Source organism: Streptomyces sp. 4N509B (genome assembly GCF_052245655.1).
Classification (GTDB): domain Bacteria; phylum Actinomycetota; class Actinomycetes; order Streptomycetales; family Streptomycetaceae; genus Streptomyces.
Genome location: NZ_JBQQBZ010000012.1, coordinates 61,845 through 84,915, shown reverse-complemented (window position 1 = coordinate 84,915; position 23,071 = coordinate 61,845). Strand labels below are relative to the sequence as shown.

The following is a 23,071-nucleotide window of genomic DNA, read 5'->3' as shown; positions in this document are numbered from 1 at the left end:
CGACGACACGTCCGGCGCCGCACCGGGCGCGTCCCGCCGCCATCCGGAACACTTCTCACATATTTCGTCATCCGGGAAAGGACGCCATGTCGGACAGCTCCTCACCCCGGACCGCTCCGGCGCGCCTCCTCCCCCACGGCACCGCCCTGCTGCACTCCCTCACCGAGCTGCTGGCCCGCTGGCTGCCCCGGCAGCGCTGGTTCGCCGGCAAGGGCCGCCCCCTCGACGGCCTCGCCCTCGTCGCCGCCACCGAGCTGCTGCCCTGCACCGCCACGGGACCGGCCCCCGGGCTCCTCCACCTCCTCGTGCGCGCCCGCCAGGACCACCGCTCCCACCCGGCCAGGGCCGGCGCCGACGCCACCGTTGGGGCCACGGTCGGCGCCGGCGACTGCTACCAACTCCTCCTCGGCGTCCGCCCCGTCCTGCCCCCCGCCCTCGCGCCCGCCCTCGTCGGCCGCCCCGTCGACGGCCCGCTGCGCGGACGAGCCGTCTACGACGCACTCCACGACCCCCGCCTCGCCGCCCTCCTGCTGGAACGTCTCCGCGCCCCCGGCCGCCTGGGTGACCTGCGCTTCGGCCGCGCGCCCGGCAGCGCCATCCCCGCCGGCCTGCCCGCCCGCCTCCTCACCGGCGAACAGACCAACTCCTCCGTCGTCTACGGCGACAGCCACATCCTCAAGCTCTTCCGCCGCGTCGCCCCCGGCCTCAACCCCGACCTGGAGCTGCCCCGCGCCCTGGCCGAGGCGGGCTGCACCCGCGTCCCCGCGCCCTCCGCCTGGTTCGAGGCGCACGCCGCCGTCACGACGGAACCGCTCACCCTCGGCGTGCTCCAGCCCTACCTCGCCGGCTCCCGCGACGGCTGGCACCTGGCGCAGCGCTCCCTCAGCCAGCGCACCGACTTCCGGGCGGCGGCGCGCTCCCTGGGCCGTGCCACGGCCGAGGTCCACACCGCCCTGGCCGCCGCGCTCCCCACCTCCGCGCTCGGCCGGGCGCAGCTGGAGCAGACGGCCACCGCGATGACCGAACGCCTCACCGAGGCCACCGCCGCCGTTCCCGCGCTCCGCCCCTACCGCGTCGGGCTGCGCCGCGCCTACGAGGACCTGGCCGCCTTCGCCCGCGGCGGCGGGCGCTGCACCGTGCAGCGCCTCCACGGCGACCTGCACCTCGGTCAGGTCCTGCACTCCGGGGCCGCCGCCGACCAGGCGACCGGCTGGTCCCTCATCGACTTCGAGGGGGAGCCCGCCCGCCCCCTCGCCGACCGCCGCCGGCTGGGCCCGCCCGTGCGCGACATCGCGGGCATGCTGCGTTCCTTCGACTACGCCGCCTGCCAGCACGGCGCCGCCGCCGCGTTCGCCCGGCGCTGGTCCGACGCCGCGCGGCGCGCGTTCTGCGAGGGGTACGCGGCGGCCTCCGGCCACGACCCGCTGGAGCAGCGGGAGCTGCTGCGCGCCTACGAGACCGACAAGGCCGTCTACGAGGTGCTCTACGAGGCGCGCCACCGCCCCGCCTGGCTCCACGTCCCCATGACCGCCGTCCGCCGCCTCGCCGGCTGACCTCCGGCGCCCCCGCCATCCCGTGATCCCGTCACTCCGTCCCGCACTCCACCCGTCCCCCACTCCACCCCGGCCGACCCGACCCGACCGTGACCGTCCCCACCATGACCGTCCCCACCATGACCGTCCCCACCGTGACCGACCACCGAGAGGAGCCCGCGTGCTCGCCGAGCGCGTCTGGGAGGCGCTGGGCGCCCACCCCACCACCCACGAGGGCCGGCCAGGCACCCGCTTCGCGGTCTGGGCCCCGAACGCCCGCGCCGTCGCCGTCACCGGCGACTTCAGCGACTGGGACCCGGCCGCCCACCCCCTGCGACGCACCGGCGCCCCGGGCGTCTGGCAGGGGTTCGTGCCCGGGGTGGGGCCCGGCGCGCTCTACAAGTTCGCCGTCACCGCCGCCGACGGCGCGTGCTCGCTGCGCGCCGACCCGCTGGCCCGCCGCACCGAGCACCCACCCGCCACCGCCTCCGTCGTCTGGCGCGGCGGGCACGTCTGGCGTGACGCCCGCTGGCTCGCCGAGCGGGCGGGCCGGCGCTGGCGCGAGGAGCCGCTGTCGGTCTACGAGCTCCACCTCGCGTCCTGGCGTCCCGGCCTCGGCTACCGCGAGCTCGCCCGCGAGCTGCCCCGCTACGTCCGCGACCTCGGCTTCACCCACGTCGAGCTGCTCCCGCCGGCCGAACACCCCTACGGCGGCTCCTGGGGGTACCAGGTCACCGGCTTCTACGCCCCCACCGCGCGGCTCGGCACCCCCGACGACTTCAAGCACCTCGTCGACGCCCTCCACCAGGCAGGCGTCGGCGTCATCGTCGACTGGGTGCCGGCCCACTTCCCCAAGGACGACTGGGCCCTGGCCCGCTTCGACGGCACCCCGTGCTACGAGCCGGCCGACCCGCGCCAGGCCGAGCACCCCGACTGGGGCACCCTCACCTTCGACCACGGCCGCCCCGAGGTCCGCGCCTTCCTGATCGGCAGCGCCCTGTACTGGTGCGAGGAGTACCACGTCGACGGCCTCCGCGTGGACGCCGTCGCCTCCATGCTCTACCTCGACTACTCCCGGCCGCCTGGCGGCTGGACGCCCAACGCCGACGGCGGTCGCGAGAACTGGGACGCCGTCACGTTCCTCAGGGAGCTCAACGACACGCTCCACCGCCACCACCCGGACGTCCTGACCATCGCCGAGGAGTCCACGGCCTGGCCCGGCGTCACCCACCCGACCGCCCACGGCGGCCTCGGCTTCGACCTCAAGTGGAACATGGGCTGGATGCACGACTCCCTGTGTTACGTCTCCCGCGACCCGGTCCACCGCGCCTGGCACCACCACGAGATCACGTTCTCGATGGCCTACGCCCACACCGAGGCGTACCTGCTGCCCGTCTCCCACGACGAGGTCGTCCACGGCAAGCGCGCCCTGGTGTCGAAGATGCACGGCGACTGGTGGCAACAGCGCGCCGGCCACCGCGCCTACCTCGGCTTCATGTGGTCCCACCCCGGCAAGCAGCTGCTGTTCATGGGCCAGGAGTTCGCCCAGGGAGCCGAGTGGTCCGAGACCGAGGGCCCCCAGTGGTGGGTGCTCGACCCCGCCTGGCCCGCCGCCCCCGACCACCTCGGGGTCCTCTCCCTGGTCCGCGAGCTCGGCGCCCTCTACCGCGCCACCCCGGCCCTGTGGCGGGCCGACACCGACCCGGCCGGCTTCCGCTGGATCACGGCCGACGCCGCCGAGGACAACGTGCTGGCCTTCCTGCGCCTGGCCCCGGACGCCGAACCCCTGCTGGCCGTCACCAACTTCTGCCCCGTGGTCCGCCACGACTACCGCATCGGCAGCCCGCAGGACGTCACGGCCTGGCGCGAGATCCTCAACACCGACGACCCGCGCTACGGCGGCAGCGGCCTGACCCACCCCGACCCGGTGAAGACCGAGGCCATCCCCTGGCACGGCCACGAGACCAGCATCTCCCTCACCCTGCCGCCGCTGGCGACGCTGTGGCTCGGGCCCGCCGGGGGCACGCTTCCCCCGCCCTGAACCCCGCCCTGACTCCCCGCCCTGAACCGCCCGCCCCGGCCGCCCCGGCCGCCCCGCCCGGGGGCACCGTCACGCGGCACGCCCGGATACGGTGAACAGGTGAACGACACCTGGGATCCCACCTCCCCCGGCGTCCTGCGTCTGCCCTCCGGCCGCCTCGTGAGGGGCCGCGGCCTGCGCAGGGCCCTGCCGCCGGGCACCGAGCCCACGCTGGGCGTATACCTCCTCGGACACGAGCCACCGACGACGCCCTGGGAGGCGCGGTGGCTGCGGTGGCCCGACTTCCGGCTGCCCAGCGACCACGACCAGGCCAGGGCCCTGCTGGCGGAGGTGTGGGAGCGCGCCGAGACCGAACGCGTCGAGCTCGCCTGCGGCGGCGGCCGGGGCCGCACCGGCACCGCCCTGGCGTGCCTCGCGGTCCTCGACGGCGTGCCCGCCGACCGCGCGGTGCGGTACGTGCGCGAGCACTACGACGCGCGCGCCGTCGAGACGCCCTGGCAGAAGCGGTACGTGCGCCGCTTCCCCGTGGAGCGGTCCTACGGCCGCGCTGACTCCCGGTAGTACGGGTCGAGGACGCGGCCCTCGCGCGCCTGCTCGTCGTAGGTGTACACCTCGCGGCCCGCGACGAAGACGCGCAGCGCGCGGCTCATCACGTCCAGCGGGTCGCCGGACCAGACCACCACGTCCCCGTCGAGGCCGGGCCGAAGCGAGCCCACCCGGTCGTCCAGGCCCATGATCTCGGCGGGGTTCACGGTGATGGTGCGCAGCGCCTCCCCGCGGTCCAGCCCCTCCTTGACGCAGAGGGTCACCTGGTGGACCAGGAAGTTGATCGGCACCACCGGGTGGTCGGTGGTGATGGCCACCTTCACCCCGGCGCGGGCCAGGATGCCGGGGTTGGCGAGCGTGCGCTGCCGGACCTCGACCTTGACGCGGGTGGTGAACAGCGGGCCGCTGATGACGGGCACCTCGCGGCGCGCGATCTCGTCGGCGAGGAGGTGCCCCTCGGTGCCGTGGTTGATGACGACGCGGTACCCGAACTCGTCGGCGAGCCGCAGCGCGGTGGCGATGTCGTCGGCCCGGTGGGTGTGCTGACACCACGGCAGCTCCCCGTCGAGGACCCGGACGAGCACCTCCAGCGTCGGGTCGCGGTCGAAGGGCTTGCCCTCCTCGGCCGCGTGCTGCCGCCTGGCGCGGTAGTCCTGCGCCCTGGTGAACGCGTCGCGGATCACGGCGGCGACGCCCTGCCGCGTCGAGGGCAGCTGGTTCTTCTCGCCGTAGACCCGCTTCGGGTTCTCCCCGAGCGCGCTCTTCACGCTGACCGGATGACGCAGCAGCATCTCGTCGACGCTGCGGCCCCAGCACTTCACGGCGACGGTCTGGCCGCCTATCGGGTTGCCCGAGCCGGGCTTGATGACGGCGCTGGTGACGCCGCCGGCCAGGGCGTCGGCGAAGCCGGAGTCGGCGGGGTTGATGGCGTCCAGCGCCCGCAGCCGCGCGCCGTTGGGGTCGGTCATCTCGTTGGTGTCCTGCCCGGCCCACCCCTCGGCCTCCTCGTGGACCCCGAGGTGCCCGTGGGCCTCGACGAAGCCGGGCAGCACCCACCGCCCCGCCGCGTCCACGGTGCGCACCCCCTCGGGCACGGCCACCTCGTCGTCGGGGCCGACGGCGGCGATCTGGCCGCCGGTGACGAGGACGGTGCCCCGTTCGATGGGCTCCCCGACGACGGGTACGACGTATCCGGATCTGATCGCGATGTCCATGGGTGAGGAATCTATCCGACCACCTGTTCTCCACCGACGGTCCGGCACGTCTACGCTCTCGTCCCGTGACGTTCACCTACGACGACGTGAAGGCCGCGGCCGGACGGATCGACGGGCGCGTCCGGCCCGTGGCGCTCGCCCGCGCCGACGCCCCGGCCGCGCCCTCCGCGGGCCGCCCGCCGTGGTTCGCGCTGGAGTTCCTCCAGCACACCGGGACGTTCAAGGCGCGCGGCGCGCTCAACTTCGTCACCGCCCGGCTGGAGGAGGGCTCCCTGCCGCCGGCCGGGATCGCCATCGCCTCGGGCGGCAACGCCGGCCTGGCCTGCGCCTGGGCGGCCCGGGAGCACGGCGTCCCGGCGACCGTCTTCCTGCCGGAGACCGCCCCGGCCGTGAAGGTGGCGGCCCTGCGGGCGCTCGACGCGCGGGTGCGGCAGGTGGGCGGCCAGTACGCGGAGGCGGCGGAAGCGGCGCAGGCGTTCACGGCCGCAACGGGCGCGGTGGCCTCGCACGCCTACGACAACCCGCTGGTGGCCGCCGGCGCCGGCACGCTGCTGGAGGAGATCCACGCCGCCCGGCCCAGCGTGACCACGGTCGTGGTCTCCGTCGGGGGCGGCGGGCTGTTCGCGGGGGTCGCCACCGCGGCGGCGGCCCACGGCCTGCGGGTGGTGGCCGTCGAGCCGGAGCACTGCCGCGCGCTCAACGCGGGGCTCGCGGCCGGCCGTCCGGTGGACGTGCCCGTGGACTCGGTCGCCGCCGACGCGCTGGGCGCGCGGCGGGCCTCGGCCGACGCGGTGCGGCTGGCGGCGGCCCCGCACGTGACGTCGGTGCTCGTCAGCGACGAGGCGATCGTCGCGGCGCGGCGGGCGCTGTGGCGCGACCACCGCCTCGCCGTCGAGCACGCGGCGGCCGCCGCCCTGGCCGCGCTGCGCTCCGGCGCGTACACGCCGGGGGCCAAGGAGGAGGTGTGCGTGGTGCTGTGTGGCGCCAACACCGACCCGGGCGACCTCGCCGGGGGCCCGGGGCCCACCCCCTGACCGGGACGTGGCCCCTGCGGCGGGGTCGACCGACGGCGGGGTCGACCGACGGCCTGGCGGTGGCCCCGGCGGTGGGCCGGGCGGCCGGGGGCCGTCAGAAGACGGCCTCGGCCTCGTCCATGCGGTACTGCGGCAGGTGCTTGAGCTCCATCGTGGCGGTGGCCAGCGGGGTCATCACGATGTCGGTGCCGATCAGCGCCGTCATCATGCCGAACTCCTCGCGGTGCGCGGCCTCCACCGCGTGCCAGCCGAAGCGGGTGGCGAGCACCCTGTCGTACGCCGAGGGCGTGCCGCCGCGCTGGATGTGGCCGAGGATGACCGGCCGGGCCTCCTTGCCCAAACGCTTCTCCAGCTCGCTGGCGAGGCGGTTGCCGATGCCGGCGAAGCGCTCGTGCCCGTACTGGTCGATCTCGCCGCGCTCGTAGGGCATGGAGCCCTCGGCGGGCCGCGCGCCCTCCGCCACACAGACGACGGCGAACTTCTTCCCGCGAGCGAATCGCTCCTCGACCATCTTGCACAGGTCGTCGACCTGGAAGGGCCGCTCGGGGACGCAGATGCCGTGGGCGCCGCCCGCCATGCCGGCCTCCAGCGCGATCCAGCCCGTGTGCCGGCCCATGACCTCCACGACCATGACGCGCTGGTGCGACTCGGCGGTGGTCTTCAGGCGGTCGATGGCCTCGGTCGCGACGCCGACGGCCGTGTCGAAGCCGAAGGTCCGGTCGGTGGCGGAGATGTCGTTGTCGATCGTCTTGGGGACGCCCACGACCGGCAGCCCGGCGTCGGCCAGCATCCGGGCGGCGGTCAGGGTGCCCTCGCCGCCGATCGGGATCAACGCGTCGAGCCCGAGCTTGCGGCGGAAGGCCTCGGCGTTCTCCGTGGCCTCGCGCAGCCGGTTCCGCTCCAGGCGACTGGAGCCGAGGATGGTGCCGCCGCGCGCGAGGATGCCGCTGACGGCGTTGAGGTCGAGTTCGCGGTACCGGCCTTCGAGCAGGCCCTTGAATCCGTCCTCGAAGCCGATGACCTGGTCACCACGGTCGACCACGGCTCGGTGGACGACGGAGCGGATCACGGCGTTCAGGCCGGGGCAGTCTCCACCTGCCGTGAGTACGCCAATACGCATCGGATTGCTCTCCTGCCTCGCTTACGGCGACGGGTGGCCGTCCGGATTCTTGCACGAGCGGCGGTCGCGTTCGAACAGCGCGCGCAACCTCTTTCGCGCCCCCTTGGGGGACGTGAGGGCGCGGGGGGCGTGGGAGAGGGCGCGCGAGGTACCCGGCCGGAGTAGGCTCGAAGCGCGGTCGCCGAGAAGCCCAGCGGACGAGGAACTCGTGATCGCCAGGCCGGCGTTCATCCTGGTCCGCCTGGTGGCGTCGCGTGACGCGCACTGTTCACTCGCCTGATTATTCCGCTTCGGAACAAACCGATAGGATCGCCCTCATGCGCCGTTCCAAGATCGTCTGCACCCTGGGCCCCGCCGTCGACTCCTTCGAGAGGCTGAAGGGCCTGATCGAGGCCGGCATGAACGTGGCCCGTTTCAACTTCAGCCACGGCAGCCACGAGGAGCACGAGGAGCGGTACCACCGGCTGCGCAAGGCCAGCGAGGAGACCGGCCAGGCGGTGGGCGTCCTCGCCGACCTCCAGGGCCCCAAGATCCGGCTGGAGACCTTCGCGAACGGCCCGGTGGAGCTCAAACGGGGTGACGAGTTCACCATCACCACCGAGGACGTGCCCGGGGACCGCAGCATCTGCGGCACCACGTACAAGGGCCTGCCGGGCGACGTCGCCAAGGGCGAGACGATCCTGATCAACGACGGGAACGTGGCGCTCCAGGTCATCGAGGTGGACGGGCCGCGGGTGCGCACCATCGTCATCGAGGGCGGGGTCATCTCCGACCACAAGGGCATCAACCTCCCGGGCGTCGCCGTGAACGTCCCGGCGCTGTCGGACAAGGACGAGGAGGACCTGGAGTTCGCCCTCCGCCTCGGCTGCGACATGGTGGCCCTGTCCTTCGTCCGCAACGCCGACGACGTGCGGGACGTCCACCGCGTGATGGACCGGGTGGGCCGGCGGGTCCCGGTGATCGCCAAGGTGGAGAAGCCGCAGGCGGTGGAGAACATGGACGAGGTCGTCGCCGCGTTCGACGCGGTGATGGTGGCCCGCGGCGACCTGGCGGTGGAGTACCCGCTGGAGAAGGTCCCGATGGTGCAGAAGCAGCTCATCGAGAAGTGCCGCCGCAACGCCAAGCCGGTGATCGTCGCCACCCAGATGATGGAGTCGATGATCGAGAACTCCCGCCCCACCCGCGCGGAGGCGTCCGACGTCGCCAACGCGATCCTCGACGGCGCCGACGCGGTGATGCTCTCCGCGGAGTCCTCCGTGGGCAGGTACCCGATCGAGACCGTCAAAACGATGTCGCGGATCGTCGTCGCGGCCGAGCGGGAGCTGCTCTCGCGCGGGCTCCAGCCGCTGGTGCCGGGGAAGAAGCCCCGCACCCAGGGCGGCTCCGTGGCGCGGGCGGCCTGCGAGATGGCCGACTTCCTCAACGGGAAGGCGCTGGTGGCGTTCACCAAGTCGGGCGACACCGCCAGGCGGCTGTCGCGGTACCGCGCCGAGCAGCCGATCATCGCCTTCACCACCGAGCCCGCCACGCGCAACCAGCTCACGCTCACGTGGGGTGTGGAGACGTACGTCGTGCGGTACGCGGACCACACCGACGAGATGGTCGAGATCTGTGACGCCGAGGTGGCCAGGCTCAACCGCTTCGAGCGCGGCGACACGCTCATCATCACGGCGGGCTCGCCTCCCGGCGTCCCCGGCACCACCAACATGGTGCGGGTCCACCACCTCGGCGGCCTGTGAGCCCGTCCCCGCACGCGCCCACCCGCCCGTGACCTCCGCCTCGGGGCCCTCTCCCACGACGGCCCCGGGCGGTGTCACTCCGGCAGGGTGGGTCCGTCGTGCGTGATGTACGAGCTCATGCCCTGCATGGTCAGCTCGCCGCCGAACTGGCCGGCCTGGACGACGAAGACGTTGGTGAAGTGGGCGATCGGCAGGTCGAGCGGGGGCTGGTGCTCCGGGTCGAAGACGATCGGTATGAGCCCGAAGAGGTTGCCCTCGAGCCGCTCGGTGTACATGGTGACGGTGCCGTTGCGGAAGGTGGAGGTGGAGCCGGGGGCGGTCGCGACGTGGTTGCGCACGGCGCCCTGGCCGTCGACGATCTGGTGGAGGTCGCCGATGTCGACCCGCTCCGCGGTGAACTTCAGGACCTGCTTGGTGGTGCCGTTCGCGGTGGTGACGTTGACGACGCCGTGGTAGTCGAGGCCGTAGAGGGTCAGCGAGCTGGCCTCCAGGTACCACTCGTCGTTCGGCAGCACGAGTGCCGTGTCCTCGTCCACGCCCGCGACCTGCCTCTCCTCCGGGCAGGGGAAGGGCTCCTGCCCCTCGGCCGTGTCCCCGGCTCCCTCGGCGGCCCCGTCCTCGGCGGTCGCGTCGGGCGTCTGCTCCGGCTCGTCCTCGGCGGGCTCCTCGGTGGACTCCTCGCGGGAGGGCTGCTCCTGCGCCGGGTCCTCCTCGGGCTCGGGCTCCTCCTCGGCGGGCGGCTGCTCCGGCTCGGGTGACGGTGACGGCGCCGGGTCCTCCTCGGGCTCCGTCGGCTCCGGCGTCGGCTCCTCGGGCTCCGCCGGCTCCTCGGGCTGCGTCCCGTCGCCGGGGGTGAAGAAGTCGACCACGCCCTGGCCGAGGTCCTCAAGGCCCTGCCCGATGGGTCCCAGCAGGCCCCCCGAGCCGTCCTCGGCGTCCTCCTGCGCGGGCTCCTGCCCGGCCGTGTCCTCGGCCGAGTCCTCCGCCGTCTCCTCGGCGGCGCCCCCGCCCGACTCCTCGGCGGCCTCCTCACCCGCGTCCTCGGGCGTGGCGCTCTCCTGCTCCTGCTCCTGGTCGGTGTCGGGCCGCAGCAGGTCGTCCTCGGCCTCCGCGGCCTCGTCCTCGCCCTGGCCCTGCTGCTCCTGCTCGTCCTGCTCGTCCTGCTGGGTCTGCTCGTCCTGCGGCTCGTCCTCGGCCTGCCCGTCGGTCTCCTGGGCCTGCTCGCCCTCCGCCTGCTGCTCCTCCTCCAGCGGCGTGTCGGGCATCTCCACGCACGAGGTGCCGGAGAACGGGCTGTCGGGATGCTGGTCGGCCTTGGCCGCGAGCGGGGAGGTGAACCCCGTCCCCAGCAGCACCGCCGACGGCATCGCCGCCAGCGCGACGGCCTTACCGAACGGCATGTGCAGGCGCTGGAACAGCGATCTGCGCTGCTTCGCGTGGCGTCCGCCCGCCGGTGTGAACGGCTCCTCGCCCTCTCCCCCACCGTCGGCGGACGCGGCTATGGCCTCGCTCGGCTCTTCACTCGACACGATGTGTCCCTTTCCCCGGAGTCGTCCCGTCCGCCGGCGCCGTTCCCGTGAAGCCGGCCAACGCGCTGCCCGTGCCGGGCGTGGCGGCCGGGGGGCCTCCCGCCTCGGCGTCGTCCCTCTCCGCCGTCCGCGCCGGCTGGGTCTGACCCGGTACCCAGGCGATGCTCATCCCGCCGCCGATCAGCCCGAAGAGGAACCCGATCAGGAATCCGCCGAAGTTCGAGACGACCAGGGAGACCAGGGAGAGCAGGATCGCCGCGACCCCGGCGAATATCCGCACGTGGGGCTGGAACCACATGACGAGGCCGAGCACCATCAGCAGGACGCCGATGACGAGCGAGCCGGCTCCCGCCGTGGTGGACATGCGGATCGTGAGATCGCCGAAGGTCATGTGGGCGTACGGGAAGTAGACGATCGGCACCCCGGCGACGAGGGTGAACAGACCTGCCCAGAACGGCCGCCGCCATCTGAAGTAGCGGAACGCCGTGCGCCCTCGGCTGAGGCGTGAGGCCGTCGTCGAATCTGCTGCGATTGTGCTCACGGCACGTACTCCCTGGTGGCGCGTCTGAGATGGCGGGGTGCACGATACGGTGCGGTGCCCCTGGGGCAGAGGCGCCAGTTCCTCTGCCCCAGGCACCGGTCTGGGCCGTCAGGTCACGTGGACCGTCGGGTCTCGGCCGTCAGAAGCACTCTTCGTCGTCGCCGGTGTGCAGGCTCATGCTGAGACCGCTGAGACGGAAGGTGCCCGCCGAGGTGGCCCAGGCCGTCTGCTCGACGTCCCTGAGCACGACCTGGTCGGCCTGCTGGGCGAACGACCCGGGCAGTGTGCCCTCACCCGGCTCGGGGCCCTTGGTGGTGTCGTCGACGCTCACGCCGATGTCGACGTTGGTGAAGACGGCCTGCGAGGTGTCCAGCTGGGCGACGTCGATGAACAGGTTCTCGGCCGTCACCGGGTTGTCGGGGTCGGTGCCCGCCCTCAGCTGGAGGGTGACCTCACCGAGGAACGGCACGCCCGGAACCACCACCGACTGGCAGAGGTTGTTGATCGTGGCCTCGTCGAACGCGGAGATCGCGACGGGCTCCGTGCCGCCGCCCGCGGGGCGGGCGATCGAGCCGTACTGGACGAACCCCTCACCGACCAGCTGGTCGGCGGTGACCTTGAACTCCTGCCCTGAGACGGCGAAGGACGCGGCGAGCGCTCCCTGCGCCAGGGCGAGACCTATGGCTGCCGAGGCGGCCACGCCCGGCACCATCACCAGCCCGAACCGCCCCCATCTGGTGCCGCCGCGAGGCTGTGACTCCATGACTTTCCTCCTTCTCGGACGATCGATCTCCGGCGCCCGGCCACCCGTTGGTCGGCAAGCTGCCCCAGCCCGGAGAGGAGACGCGAGATATCCCCGGGCTGCACCCCGGTGACAACCACGGGCCCAGGGCCCCGTCGTGCTCCTCGGGATCCTCGACCTTGAGGCCGGACCAGGCCCCGTGCGACGCCTCGTTGGACGGGCATGCCGTCACAGGCACCCCCCTGGTCCGCGACCGACGCGTGGCACGTCGGCTGGGCTGATCGTGGTGCATCTCACGGAATGACACAAGGGGTTCGTTACTAGCCGGTAATCCACGTATGTCGAGTCCGCGTCATACACCCAGAGGAGGCAGCGGAGGGTTACTGGGACGAAGCGCCACCGACCGGAAGCAAAGCGGACGTAAGAGCAGCTTGTACGCCTGCGGACGTAGCCGAACGTGACGGCGACCGCGTTTATCACGGTTTGGTAAACGCGATCACCGTCCCTGTTATGTGAACATCTGTCGGCACCGCCGCTCAGGTGCGCCGCGTCCGGCGACCCGGCGGCGGTCGTTCCCCGGGTATGTCAGAAGAGCACGCGGGCCAACGCGCCACGGGCGGCCGTCACGCGCGGGTCCTCCGGTCCGACGAGTTCGAAGAGCTCCAGCAGACGCACCCGCGCCGCCTCCCGCTCCTCCCCCGCCGTGCGCTGCACGGTGCTCACCAGGCGACCGAAGGCGTCCTCCACGTGGCCGCCGACGAGGTCGAGGTCGGCCGCGTCCAGCTGGGCCGCGACGTCGTCGGGCCGCTCGGCCGCCGCCTTGCGGGCCACCTGCGGGTCGAGCTCCTGCACCCGCCGCAGCAGCTGCGCCTGGCCGAGGCCGATCCTCGCCTCCTCGTTCGCCGGATCGTCGGCGAGCACGTTCTCGTACGCCTGGACGGCCCCGCCGAGGTCCCCGGCGTCGAGCGCGGCGTGGGCCGCCGCGAGCGCGGGGTCGCCGGGCGGCTCGGGCGCCACCTGCCCGCCCTGGGCCGCCGCCTCCCGCGCCTGGGCCGCCTGCTCGGGGTCGACGGGCGCGCCGACGACGCCGAAGCGCTGCTCGGCCGCCTCGATCAGCTGGTCGAGCACCTGCCTGACCTGCGGCTCGGGCGCGGCTCCCTGGAAGAGGGGCAGCGCCTGCCCGGCGATCACGGCGAAGACGGCGGGGATGCCCTGGACACCGAACTGCTGGAAGAGCATCTGGTTGGAGTCGACGTCGATCTTGGCGAGGACGAACTTTCCGGCGTACTCCTCGGCGAGGCGCTCCATGATCGGGCTGAGCTGCTTGCAGGGCCCGCACCACTCGGCCCAGAAGTCGATGACGACCGGGACCTCGGTGCTCCGCTGCAACACCTCCCGCTCGAAGCTGGCCTCGTCGACGTCGATCACCAGCTGGACGGCGTTCGCCGCCTGCGGCCCGCCTGCCTGGGCCTGAGCCGCGCGCTGGGCGCGGGCCTGCTCGGCCTTCTGCTTGGCCTCGGCGGCCGCCTTTACCGCGGAGAGGTCAACGGCTCCGCTCATGGACATGTTGCGTGGCTGCATGGCATACAGTCTCCCCCCTCCCGCCCCCGTTCCGGAACGCGGCCGGACCGGGGCGGGGCCGGAACCGGACGGGCGGCGGCGGGTCGGCGGGCGGCTCGGGGCCCGCTCGGGGGCGGGTCGGCGCACAGCCGCGGGACCCGCCGGACCCGCGGAGGTCAGAAGCCGGGAGGCTCGGTGTAGGTGCCCCACTCCTCGCGCAGGGTGCCGCAGATCTCTCCGAGGGTGGCCTCCGCGCGGACGGCCGTCAGCATCGGCTCGATCATGTCGCCGTCCCCGCGGGCCGCCTCGCGCAGCACGCCCAGCGCGGCCCGGACCGCGGCGTCGTCGCGCGCCGCGCGGCGCGCGGCCAGCGTCCGGACCTGCTCGCGCTCCACCTCGTGGCTGACCCGCAGTATCTCCAGGTCCCCGGTGACGGAGCCGGTGTGGCAGTTGACGCCGACGATCCTCTTCTCCCCCTTCTCCAGCGCCTGCTGGTACTGGAAGGCCGACTCGGCGATCTGGCCGACGAACCAGCCGTCCTCGATGCCGGCCAGCAGCCCCGAGGTGACGGGCCCGATCGGGTGCTCGCCGTCCCCGACCGCCCGCCGGCCGCGCTCGATGATCTCCGCGAAGACCCGCTCGGCCTCGGCCTCGATCCGGTCGGTCAGCTGCTCGACGTACCAGGAGCCGCCGAGCGGGTCGGCGACGTTGGTGACGCCGGTCTCCTCCATCAGCACCTGCTGCGTGCGCAGGGCGATCTCCGCCGCCGTCTCACTGGGGAGGGCGAGGGTCTCGTCGAGGGCGTTGGTGTGGAGGGAGTTGGTGCCGGCCAGGACGGCGGCCAGCGCCTCGACGGCGGTGCGGACCACGTTGTTGTACGGCTGCTGCGCGGTCAGCGACACGCCGGCGGTCTGGGTGTGGAAGCGCAGCCACTGCGCGCGCTCGTCGCTCGCCCCGTAGACGTCGCGCATCCAGCGGGCCCAGATGCGGCGGGCGGCGCGGAACTTCGCGATCTCCTCGAAGAAGTCGATGTGGGCGTCGAAGAAGAAGGACAGGCCGGGCGCGAACGCGTTGACGTCCAGGCCGCGCGAGCGGCCGAGCTCGACGTAGCCGAAGCCGTCGGCAAGGGTGAAGGCGAGCTCCTGGGCGGCGGTGGCCCCGGCCTCACGGATGTGGTATCCGGAGACCGACAGCGGCTTGTAGGCGGGGATGCGGCGCGCGCAGTAGGTCATCAGGTCGCCGATGAGCCGCAGGTGCGGCTCGGGCGCGAAGAGCCACTCCTTCTGGGCGGTGTACTCCTTGAAGATGTCCGTCTGGAGGGTGCCGTTGAGCACCGCCGGGTCCACGCCCTGCCGCTCCGCGGCCACGAGGTACATGCAGAAGACGGGCACGGCGGGGCCGCTGATCGTCATCGAGGTGGTGACCTGGTCGAGCGGGATGTCCCGGAAGAGGACCTCCATGTCGGCGGCGGAGTCCACGGCGACGCCGCAGTGGCCGACCTCGCCCAGGGAGCGGCCGTCGTCGGAGTCCCGGCCCATCAGCGTGGGCATGTCGAAGGCCACGGAAAGGCCGCCGCCGCCGTTGCGCAGGATGGTGCGGTACCGCTCGTTGGTCTGTTCGGCGTTGCCGAAGCCCGCGAACTGGCGGATGGTCCAGGTGCGGCCCCGATACCCCGTGGCGTACAGCCCCCGTGTGAAGGGGAACTCCCCCGGCCAGCCGATGCGCTCGAAGCCCTCGTACCGGTCGGTGGGCCTGGGCCCGTACACGGGGTCGACGGGGTCACCGGAGAGCGTGGTGAAGTCGGCGTCCCTCGTGCGGGCCGCGTCGTAGCGGGCCTGCCAGCGACGGCGGCCCTCGGCGATGGCGTCTGCGTCCATACCGCCAATTTACTAGGACGTCCAAGTAACGTCGAGGGAAGACACCGATCCGTGCCCGTCCGCACCCTCCCGTGCCCGGCGGGGGCTACGCGCCGACCGGCTCCGCGCGCTCGTCGGCCACGAGCGGCAGCACCTGCTCGGTCACCTTCCGCTCGACGAAGAAGGCCGCGAGCGGGATGGTCCCCGAGACCAGCACCCACAGCAGCCTGCCGAAGGGCCAGCGCGCCTTCTGCCCGAGGTCGAAGGCGAAGACGACGTAGACCATGAAGAGCAGGCCGTGGGCCTGTGAGACCACCAGGGTCAGGTTCTCGCCCGTGTCGAACCCGTACTTGAGGACCATGCAGGCGCACAGCACCAACAGCATCACCGCGGTGACGTAGGCCATGACGCGGTACCGCGTGAGCACACTCCGTTTCATGGCCACGAGCCTAACGGCCCATTCAGGGCGTTTGGCACGCGGGGAGGGGACGGCGGGGGCGCCCCCTCCACGGCACCCCTTCGGGGCACCCGTCCACGGCGCCACCGCACCGCGCCCCCGGCGTCAGTCCTCCCTGAAGTCCTGGGCGGCCACGCGCAGCGGGCGGAGGATCGCGAAGATCTCGCGGCACTCCTCCTCGTCGTAGGCGGAGAACCCGAAGTCCACCCCCATGAGGTCGCGGGTGGCGGCGTCGCAGACGCGGCGGCCCTCCTCGGTGATCGAGGCGAGGACGCCGCGGCCGTCGTCGGGGTTGGGCCGCTTGGTGACCAGCCCCGACCTGACCAGCCGGTCGATGGTGTTGGTGACCGAGGTGGGGTGGACCATCAGCCGCTCGCCGATCTTCGACATCGGCAGTTCGCCCGCCCTGCTGAACGTCAGCAGCACGAGCGCCTCGTAGCGGGCGAAGGTCAGCCCGTAGGGCCGGACCACCGCGTCGACCCGGGCCAGGAGTATCTGGTGGGCGCGCATGACGGAGGTGATGGCCGCCATCCCTGGCGACGGGCCCCAGCGATCCTTCCAGAGCTCCTCGGCTCGGGCGATCGGATCGAACGGAAGACTGAGCGGCTTCGGCACGTCATGACCCTACCGGCTGGTCGCCTCGGATGGGGGGCGCTCACTCCAGGACGTTCACGCTCCGTCATGCGACGATGACTCCATGCGCCGATCCCTCCGCGCGCCGGCCGCGCGCCCAGCCCTGACCGTGCTGTTGGCCCTCGCCGTGCTGCTGGGCTGCGCGGGGTCGGGAAGCGGTGGCGGGGGCGGTGCCGGTGAGGACCCGTCCGAGCCGGCGGCCCGCGGCGCGGGCGTGGCGGGCGGCGCCTCGGAGTTCTGGGTGGACCCCGACAGCCCCGCCGCCCGCCAGGTCGAGGCGTTCGAGCGGGAGGGGAACGAGGAGGACGCGCGGCTGCTGCGGCGGATCTCCGAGCAGCCCCTCGCGCACTGGCCGCCCGGTTCCGACCCGACGGCGGAGGTCGCCGCGGTCACCGGGGCGGCAGCGGCGGCCGGACGGACGGCGGTGCTCGTCGCGTACAACATCCCGCACCGGGACTGCGGCCAGTACTCGAGGGGCGGCGCGCCCGACGGCGCGGCGTACCGGGCCTGGATCGACGCCTTCGCGGCGGCGATCGGCGAGGCCGAGGCGGTGGTGATCCTGGAGCCCGACGCGGTGTCGCACACCGTCGACGGCTGCACCGCGCCGATGTACGTCGAGGAGCGCTTCCAGCTGCTGTCGTACGCGGTGGACCGGCTGGCGCGGCAGCCGGGGGTGCGGACCTACCTCGACGCGGGCAACCCGAGCTGGATCACCGACCCCGGGCAGCTCGTCGAGCCGCTGCGGCGGTCGGGGGTGGAGCGGGCCGACGGCCTGGCCGTGAACGTCGCGAACTTCCAGACGCTCGCCGACAGCAGCGCGTACGGGCACCGGCTGTCGGAGCTGCTGGGGGGCGCGCACTTCGTCGTCGACACCAGCCGCAACGGCAGCGGGCCCTACGAGGGGGACGACGAGCCCTGGTGCAATCCGCCGGGACGGGCGCTCGGCACGGCGCCGACCTCGCGGACCGGGGACCCGCTGATCGACGCGTACCTGTGGGTCAAGCGGCCGGGCGAGTCCGACGGCGAGTGCCGGGGCGGCCCCGCGGCCGGTCAGTGGTGGCCGGAGTACGCGCTGGGGCTGGCCCGGCGGGCCGCCGGTGGGTGACCGGGGGCGGAGCTCGACGGCGGGCGGGCTCGACGGCGGGCGGGACTCACCGTCCCGCGGACCCGTTCAGACCCGAACCTGGACCCACACGGCCTCGGACGGCGTGCCCTCGCCGTCGGTGACGAACAGCATGTACCAGCCGGGCGGGACGAGGGAGGGGTCGTCGGGCACGGAGAGCGTCACCTCGCCCTCGCCCCGCGTGACGCCCAGCCGGACCGAGCGCTGCTCCACGTCGGTGGTGTGGGTGACGGCGCTCGGCCGCATCAGGCGGGCGCTCTCGATGCGCTCCGGGTGGCGCGTCGCGAAGGTCGCCTCGCCGCCCGGCTCGACGTGGCTCGGGCCCCGGCCGAGCTCCGGCCGCCTCTCGCCGCGCTCGCCCTGGAGGTAGGGCGGGGTGAAGACCTCGACGCGCCGTTCGAACTCGCCCTCGGTCGTGTTGGCCTCGTCGCCGAAGAGCGGGTCGGAGCCGAAGGTCGCGACCCGGCCGTCGGGCAGCAGCAGCGCCGCGGCGTGGTAGTTGCGGCCCACGGTGGGGTCGGCGGCGGGGGTGAACGCGTTGGTCCGCGGGTCGTAGAACTGGGCGGCGAGGATGTCGCTGTCGCCTCGGCCCCGGTAGTCCTCCGAGCCGCCGGTGGTGAGGACGGTGTCGTCGGGGAGGATCACGGCGTTCAGGTACCGGGTGCCCTGGGGCAGCGTCGGCCCCTCGCGGTACCGCGGCTCGTCCTCGGTGAGGTCGATGACGGCGGTCCTGCCGGTGGACCGCGACGTCTCGCCCACGCCGCCGCCGCCGAGCACCATGAAGCGCTGGTCCTGGGCCGGGGGCAGCAGCAGCGAGGCGGAGGTCTCCAGCTGGTCGGCGTCGGTGAGGCCGCCGACGGGCGTGAAGGTGTTCGTCGTCAGGTCCCAGATGCCGGGTTCGCGGCCCTCGTCGGCCGGGCCGTAGCCGGCGTTGGAGCCCGTGTAGAAGATGTCGCCGCCCTGGGTGAGGAAGAGGGCGGGGTAGGTGGGGAAGTACCGCTCGGGGCCCTCGGACCAGGTCCGGGTCTCCGGGTCGTAGATCTCGTTGACGCCGGGCACCACCTCGCCGACCTCGTCGAGGCCCGAGACGGTCAGCACCCGACCGTCCGGCAGCGCGGTGAGGGTCGGGTACCAGCGCGCCTCCCGCATGGGCGGGACCGGGACGTAGGCCCGGGCCTCGGCGTCGAACTCGTAGGCCACGTCGATGCCCTGGAAGTCCTGGTCGTCGAGGGTCATCTCGCCGCCCATGCCGTAGAGGTTCCTCGCGTCCCGCCCGCCGAGGCCGACGATCCGGTACTGGGCGGGCTTCGTGGTGACCCCGGCCCGCCCCTCCTCGACGGCGGTGACGAAGACGCGCTCCTCGCTGGCCGTGACGGTGACCTCCCCGGTGTCCGGGTCGGTCCTCTTGACGGCGGCGGGCACGGTGACGTCGGCCTCGGTGACGTACTCCCGGCCGTCGGGGGCGCGCAGGCGGGTGCCCTTCGGCAGCTGGTGGCGGCGGTCGGGGTCCTCGTTCTTGAGGAGCACGGGCCCGCCGGCGTGGGTCACGTCGTCGCCGAGCACCTCGTAGCGCAGCGTGCCGCCGGCGACGAGGAGGCGGCCGTCGGGGAGCTGGGCGTGGCCCGCGCAGAAGAGGTCCTCCGGGGTGGGCACGGTGGTGAAGGTGTTGTCCTCCGGGTCCCACAGGACCGTGTCGAAGGTGCCGGAGTCGAACGCCTCCTCGTCGTTGCCCGAGCCGGCGATGAGCAGCACCTCGCCCGTGTGGAGGAGGGCGGCGTGGATCGCGCGGGTCTGGTACTCCTCGGGGACCTCCACCACCTCCCAGGAGCCGTACCGCGCCCGGTACTCGGGCTGCGAGACGCGGTAGTCGTGGAGGCGGTCCTCGGCGAAGCCGAGCACGGCCGGCACGTTCAGGCCGGCGAGCAGGAGGCCGACGCCCACGGCGGTCGCGGTCTTCTTCAGGCTCCTACGGGGTCGGTGCGGCGCGGCGTGGGACAGGGGTATCACGGCTCGGCTCCCGTCTGGCTCGCGAGTGGTGGTTCGGGCGGCGGCGGGGGTGGCGACGGCGGCAGCGGCGGCGCGGGCGGCGGGAACGGTGACGGCGGCACGTGGTCCGCCGGGGCGGCGTCCCGGGCCCGGGAGGGGATGGGGGCGTGGGGGGACCGTCCCCGCAGGGCGGCCAGGCCGAGAGGCCGACGCGGCGCCCGGTGCCGGCCGCGGTGCCGGCCTACCGGGTGCGGGCCCGCCACGGGCGGGCGCGGGGGTTGGGTTGGGGGTGGGGGCGACAGCGGACCGTGCGCGGCCAGGGCCGCGGCGGGCACGGGCGGCGCCGGCAGGTGGACCGCGGGGTGCGGCACCGGCCCGGCCAGGGGCGTCGCGAGGGGCGGCGGAAGCCGCCTGGGGACGGGCGCGGGACCGGACGTCGGATCGGGCGTCGGACCGGGTGGGCGAACGGTCACGGGCACCGGCCCCGCCGGGGCGCCGCCCCGCTCGGCACGGCGCTCGGCACAGAGTTCGGCACGGCGGGCACCGCGCCGCTCGGCCCGGCGGTCGGCGCGCAGGCCCACGGCCCAGACCACGGCCGGCGCGAGCGAGACGGCCAAGGCCAGCAGCGCCCAGGTGCGCATCGCCACGTGCGTGTGCCCGAGCACCAGCGAGACGAGCAGGGCGCCGCCCAGCACCCCGGCCCAGCCCAGGTGGAGCCGGAACGTCGCCGGCCGGTCGGGGCTCACGCTGCCGCCCTTGGGCGTGACGACGAAGCGGCTGGGCCGGCGCAGCACGGCGTCCAGCAGCGAACGGGCGTAGACAGGCGCGCAGAGCGCCGACATCAGCATGCCGGCGGCGCCCGAGGAGCCGGCCGGCTCGTGGGGGGAGACGTTGTGGCGGCGGTTCCAGAGGTAGAGGCCGACCTGGAGGGCCGCCACGTCGCTGTAGAGCATCAGCCAGGCCGCGGCGGCGACCTGGGTGCCGGAGGCGCCGAGGGTGAGGTAGAGCACGCAGCCCAGCGCCCCGAGCAGCCAGGTGACCGCGGCCATCGGGTAGAAGGCCAGCATCAGCGCGTAGGCGAAGCGGGGCCCGGGGGCGTGGCGGCGCGGGCCGCGCAGGCACTGGCGCAGGATCGTCTCGTAGGTGCCGCGTGACCAGCGCGTCTGCTGGTTGAAGAAGTCCGTCCACGAGGAGGGGCCCTCGCCGACGGCGAGCACGTCGGGGGTGTAGACCGAGCGCCAGCGTCCCCCGGTGGCGGGGTTGGTGGTGCGGTGGAGCTCGAAGCCGGTGGCCATGTCCTCGGTGACCGAGTCGGCGAGGCCGCCGACGGACCTGAGCGCCTGGATGCGGACGGCGTTGTTGGTGCCGACGAACATGGGGCAGCCGTAGCGGTTGCCGGCGCGCTGGATGAGGGCGTGGAAGAGGAACTGCTGGCTCTCCGCGGCCTTGGTGACGACACCGGTGTAGTTGCCGTAGACCTGTGGGCCGACGACGAAGGCGACGTCGGGGTCGCGGAAGTACCCGAGCATCCGCTCCAGGTAGTCGGGCAGCGGCACGTGGTCGGTGTCGACGGAGGCGAACACGTCGTAGTCGTCGCCGTGGGCGGCGAGCCAGGCGTTGTAGTTGCCGTGCTTGCTGCGGGCCTTGTGGGGGCCGCTTTGCCGGTTCCACTCCGGGACGCCGTGGCGGGTGAAGTGGCGCACGCCCAGCTCGGCGCAGAGCGCGCGGGCGGCCGGGTCGTCGCCCTCGTCGAGCAGCCACACGTCCAGCGGCCCCGGGTGGCGCAGCAGGACCGCGCCCTCCAGCGTGGCCCGGAGCATGCCGATCGGCTCCTTGCCCGGCACGTAGGTGGTGAGGAACGCGACGCGCAGGCCCGGCTCGGGGAGGACGGGCACGGGGTCACGGGCGACGAGGGTGGCGTGGGCCACGGAGACGATGTTGACCAGCCGGAACAGCTCGATCAGGGCGACCGACAGCAGCATCACCACGTCGGCGGCGACCAGCCAGAGCGGGGCGTTCGTGCGCCGGGTCCAGTGGTCGGGCCACACCAGCCACAGCAGCAGCACGGCCGAGAGCGTCGGGGCGCAGACCATCAGCGCGGTGGCCAGGAACCGGTGGGGCTCCTGCGCGATCAGCGAGCGGTAGCGGACCCGGTACCCCTGCTCGGAGGGGGTCAGCGAGCCGGCGAGGTGGCTGTAGGACGCGTAGTCGTAGTCGCCGCGCGGCGCCCGGCCGGCGGGGTGTCCGGGCGCGCGGGCGTGCTCGTCGTTGACGTCACCGCGCACGGCGCCCTCCTCCGACCACCCGGCCGACAAGTCCGTTGTGTCCACCTCATGGCAGAAACAGCGCCCTGTCGAACCGGGTGCGGCCGGGCGAGCGACGCGTCAGGCGTTGACGACGCCCTCGCGCCGGGCGCGGGCCGCGATCGTCGCGTCCTGCTCCGCGCGGCGCAGTCGCCGCTCGGCGAAGAAGCCGCCGACGGGCACCACCGCCATCAGGAAGAACCACGCGGCCGTCGGCAGCGACCAACGCGTGCGGTTCCAGGCGTCGAGCCAGAAGACCAGGTACAGGACGAACAGGGCGCCGTGGACCATGCCCATGACCGGGACGGCGTCGAAGTCGGTGGTGCGCCGCAGGACGGAGCAGACCAGGAGCACGAGGAACGAGACCGCCTCCGGGGTGGAGACCAGCCGCAGCCGTCGCAGCGCCGTCGCCGTCTTCGGATCCATGGGGATACCGCCTTCCCGCGCTCTCGTGGAGGATCTGGATGATCGTTTGTGAACGGATGCACAAGCTCCCGCTCATTGTCGCAGCCGCGTTCGTCGGGCCGTCGGCGGGGGCGCCGCTTCGTTAAGGTTCACACCATGGAGACGGATACGGGCACCCGCTGGCTGAGCGAGGCGGAGCAGCGGGTCTGGCGCACCCACCTGGCCGTGACCCGGCTGCTGACGCACCGCCTGGAGCGGGACCTTCAGCCCTTCGGGCTGACCATGAACGACTACGAGATCCTGGTCAACCTCTCCGAGTCCGAGGGCCACAGGATGCGCATGAGCGACCTCGCCGCCGCCACCCTCCAGTCCAAGAGCAGGCTCTCCCACCAGATCACGCGCATGGAGCGGGCCGAGCTGGTGCGGCGCGAGAGCTGTGACTCCGACCGGCGGGGGCTGTTCGCCGTGCTCACCGAGCACGGCTGGGAGACGATGCGGAACGTCGCGCCGCACCACGTGGAGTCGGTCCGGCGGCACTTCGTTGACCTGCTGCCGCCCGAGAGCCTGACCACCCTCCAGGAGTCCCTGGCGCCGATCGCGCGTCACCTCCACGACGAGCGGGGGCGCTCCTCCCAGGGCTGAGAGGGCGGCGACGGGCCGGGGCACCGGCCGGCTCGGGACGCGGTCCGTTCGCGCGCACGGCCGGTCGG

The 23,071-nt window shown here is 73.6% G+C and carries 18 protein-coding genes and 1 pseudogene; 7 read left to right on the top strand and 12 right to left on the bottom strand.

Annotated elements, in window-relative coordinates; translation table 11 throughout:
• Positions 1-86: 86 nt before the first annotated feature.
• The 3 genes from ACTWP5_RS14145 (at position 87) to ACTWP5_RS14135 (ending at position 4,134) form a co-directional block, all read left to right on the top strand.
• Positions 87-1,553, top strand: a complete 1,467-nt coding sequence (locus tag ACTWP5_RS14145) for a maltokinase N-terminal cap-like domain-containing protein (protein ID WP_443221260.1) — start codon at positions 87-89, stop codon at positions 1,551-1,553.
• A gap of 22 nt (positions 1,554-1,575) precedes the next feature.
• Positions 1,576-3,573 (top strand): 1,4-alpha-glucan branching protein GlgB, encoded by a 1,998-nt coding sequence (gene glgB / locus ACTWP5_RS14140; RefSeq protein ID WP_443221259.1) that lies wholly within the window; start codon positions 1,576-1,578, stop codon positions 3,571-3,573.
• Positions 3,574-3,672: 99 nt separating this feature from the next.
• Positions 3,673-4,134: a protein-tyrosine phosphatase family protein gene (locus ACTWP5_RS14135; protein WP_443221258.1), complete on the top strand. Its 462-nt coding sequence runs from the start codon at positions 3,673-3,675 to the stop codon at positions 4,132-4,134.
• On the opposite strand, the gene ACTWP5_RS14130 is transcribed toward ACTWP5_RS14135, so the two are convergent.
• Positions 4,110-5,333 carry an amidohydrolase gene (locus tag ACTWP5_RS14130; protein ID WP_443221257.1) on the bottom strand — a complete coding sequence of 408 codons (1,224 nt, stop codon included), beginning with the start codon at positions 5,331-5,333 and terminating at the stop codon, positions 4,110-4,112. The genes ACTWP5_RS14135 and ACTWP5_RS14130 overlap by 25 nt on opposite strands.
• Positions 5,334-5,398: 65 nt before the next feature.
• Here ACTWP5_RS14130 and ACTWP5_RS14125 point away from each other — a divergent pair, with 65 nt between their 5' ends.
• On the top strand, positions 5,399-6,367 hold the full coding sequence (locus ACTWP5_RS14125) for a serine/threonine dehydratase (protein ID WP_443221256.1): 969 nt from the start codon (positions 5,399-5,401) through the stop codon (positions 6,365-6,367).
• A 94-nt stretch (positions 6,368-6,461) separates the two neighbouring features.
• Here the strand turns inward: ACTWP5_RS14125 and ACTWP5_RS14120 are convergent, their stop codons facing one another.
• The gene (locus tag ACTWP5_RS14120) at positions 6,462-7,487 is read right to left on the bottom strand and encodes a 6-phosphofructokinase (protein WP_443221255.1); all 1,026 of its coding nucleotides are present in this window, start codon (positions 7,485-7,487) and stop codon (positions 6,462-6,464) included.
• A gap of 317 nt (positions 7,488-7,804) precedes the next feature.
• On the opposite strand from ACTWP5_RS14120, the gene pyk reads away from it, so the two are divergent.
• Positions 7,805-9,226 (top strand): pyruvate kinase, encoded by a 1,422-nt coding sequence (gene pyk, locus ACTWP5_RS14115; RefSeq protein WP_443221254.1) that lies wholly within the window; start codon positions 7,805-7,807, stop codon positions 9,224-9,226.
• A gap of 74 nt (positions 9,227-9,300) precedes the next feature.
• On the opposite strand, the gene ACTWP5_RS14110 is transcribed toward pyk, so the two are convergent.
• The 7 genes from ACTWP5_RS14110 to ACTWP5_RS14080 all read right to left on the bottom strand — a co-directional run bounded on the left by ACTWP5_RS14110 (position 9,301) and on the right by ACTWP5_RS14080 (position 16,526).
• A complete protein-coding gene (locus ACTWP5_RS14110) occupies positions 9,301-10,755 on the bottom strand; it encodes a hypothetical protein (RefSeq protein WP_443221253.1) in 1,455 nt (484 codons plus the stop codon).
• A complete protein-coding gene (locus ACTWP5_RS14105; protein WP_443221328.1) occupies positions 10,745-11,287 on the bottom strand; it encodes a DUF6114 domain-containing protein in 543 nt (180 codons plus the stop codon). Before ACTWP5_RS14105 ends, ACTWP5_RS14110 begins: the two co-directional genes overlap by 11 nt.
• Positions 11,288-11,435: 148 nt before the next feature.
• Positions 11,436-12,059 carry a DUF6230 family protein gene (locus ACTWP5_RS14100; RefSeq protein ID WP_443221252.1) on the bottom strand — a complete coding sequence of 208 codons (624 nt, stop codon included), beginning with the start codon at positions 12,057-12,059 and terminating at the stop codon, positions 11,436-11,438.
• 564 nt (positions 12,060-12,623) lie between these two features.
• Complete coding sequence (locus ACTWP5_RS14095) at positions 12,624-13,619, bottom strand: tetratricopeptide repeat protein (protein ID WP_443221251.1); 996 nt, start codon at positions 13,617-13,619, stop codon at positions 12,624-12,626.
• Positions 13,620-13,774: 155 nt separating this feature from the next.
• Complete coding sequence (locus tag ACTWP5_RS14090) at positions 13,775-15,475, bottom strand: acyl-CoA mutase large subunit family protein (RefSeq protein WP_443221250.1); 1,701 nt, start codon at positions 15,473-15,475, stop codon at positions 13,775-13,777.
• Between the two features lie 85 nt (positions 15,476-15,560).
• Entirely contained in the window at positions 15,561-15,893 is a 333-nt protein-coding gene (locus ACTWP5_RS14085) for a DUF3817 domain-containing protein (RefSeq protein ID WP_443221249.1), read from the bottom strand.
• Between the two features lie 123 nt (positions 15,894-16,016).
• Positions 16,017-16,526 (bottom strand): MarR family winged helix-turn-helix transcriptional regulator, encoded by a 510-nt coding sequence (locus ACTWP5_RS14080; RefSeq protein ID WP_443221248.1) that lies wholly within the window; start codon positions 16,524-16,526, stop codon positions 16,017-16,019.
• 82 nt (positions 16,527-16,608) lie between these two features.
• On the opposite strand from ACTWP5_RS14080, the gene ACTWP5_RS14075 reads away from it, so the two are divergent.
• Entirely contained in the window at positions 16,609-17,649 is a 1,041-nt protein-coding gene (locus ACTWP5_RS14075; RefSeq protein ID WP_443221247.1) for a glycoside hydrolase family 6 protein, read from the top strand.
• Positions 17,650-17,715: 66 nt separating this feature from the next.
• Here the strand turns inward: ACTWP5_RS14075 and ACTWP5_RS14070 are convergent, their stop codons facing one another.
• From ACTWP5_RS14070 to ACTWP5_RS14060, 3 genes and pseudogenes are all read right to left on the bottom strand, one after another.
• Positions 17,716-19,674 (bottom strand): galactose oxidase-like domain-containing protein, encoded by a 1,959-nt coding sequence (locus tag ACTWP5_RS14070; protein ID WP_443221246.1) that lies wholly within the window; start codon positions 19,672-19,674, stop codon positions 17,716-17,718.
• A gap of 398 nt (positions 19,675-20,072) precedes the next feature.
• A pseudogene (locus tag ACTWP5_RS14065) lies at positions 20,073-21,830 on the bottom strand (glycosyltransferase family 2 protein); the annotation flags it as partial.
• 207 nt (positions 21,831-22,037) lie between these two features.
• Positions 22,038-22,382 carry a DUF3817 domain-containing protein gene (locus ACTWP5_RS14060; protein ID WP_443221245.1) on the bottom strand — a complete coding sequence of 115 codons (345 nt, stop codon included), beginning with the start codon at positions 22,380-22,382 and terminating at the stop codon, positions 22,038-22,040.
• A gap of 135 nt (positions 22,383-22,517) precedes the next feature.
• On the opposite strand from ACTWP5_RS14060, the gene ACTWP5_RS14055 reads away from it, so the two are divergent.
• Entirely contained in the window at positions 22,518-23,003 is a 486-nt protein-coding gene (locus ACTWP5_RS14055; RefSeq protein WP_443221244.1) for a MarR family winged helix-turn-helix transcriptional regulator, read from the top strand.
• The last annotated feature ends 68 nt before the right edge of the window (positions 23,004-23,071 follow it).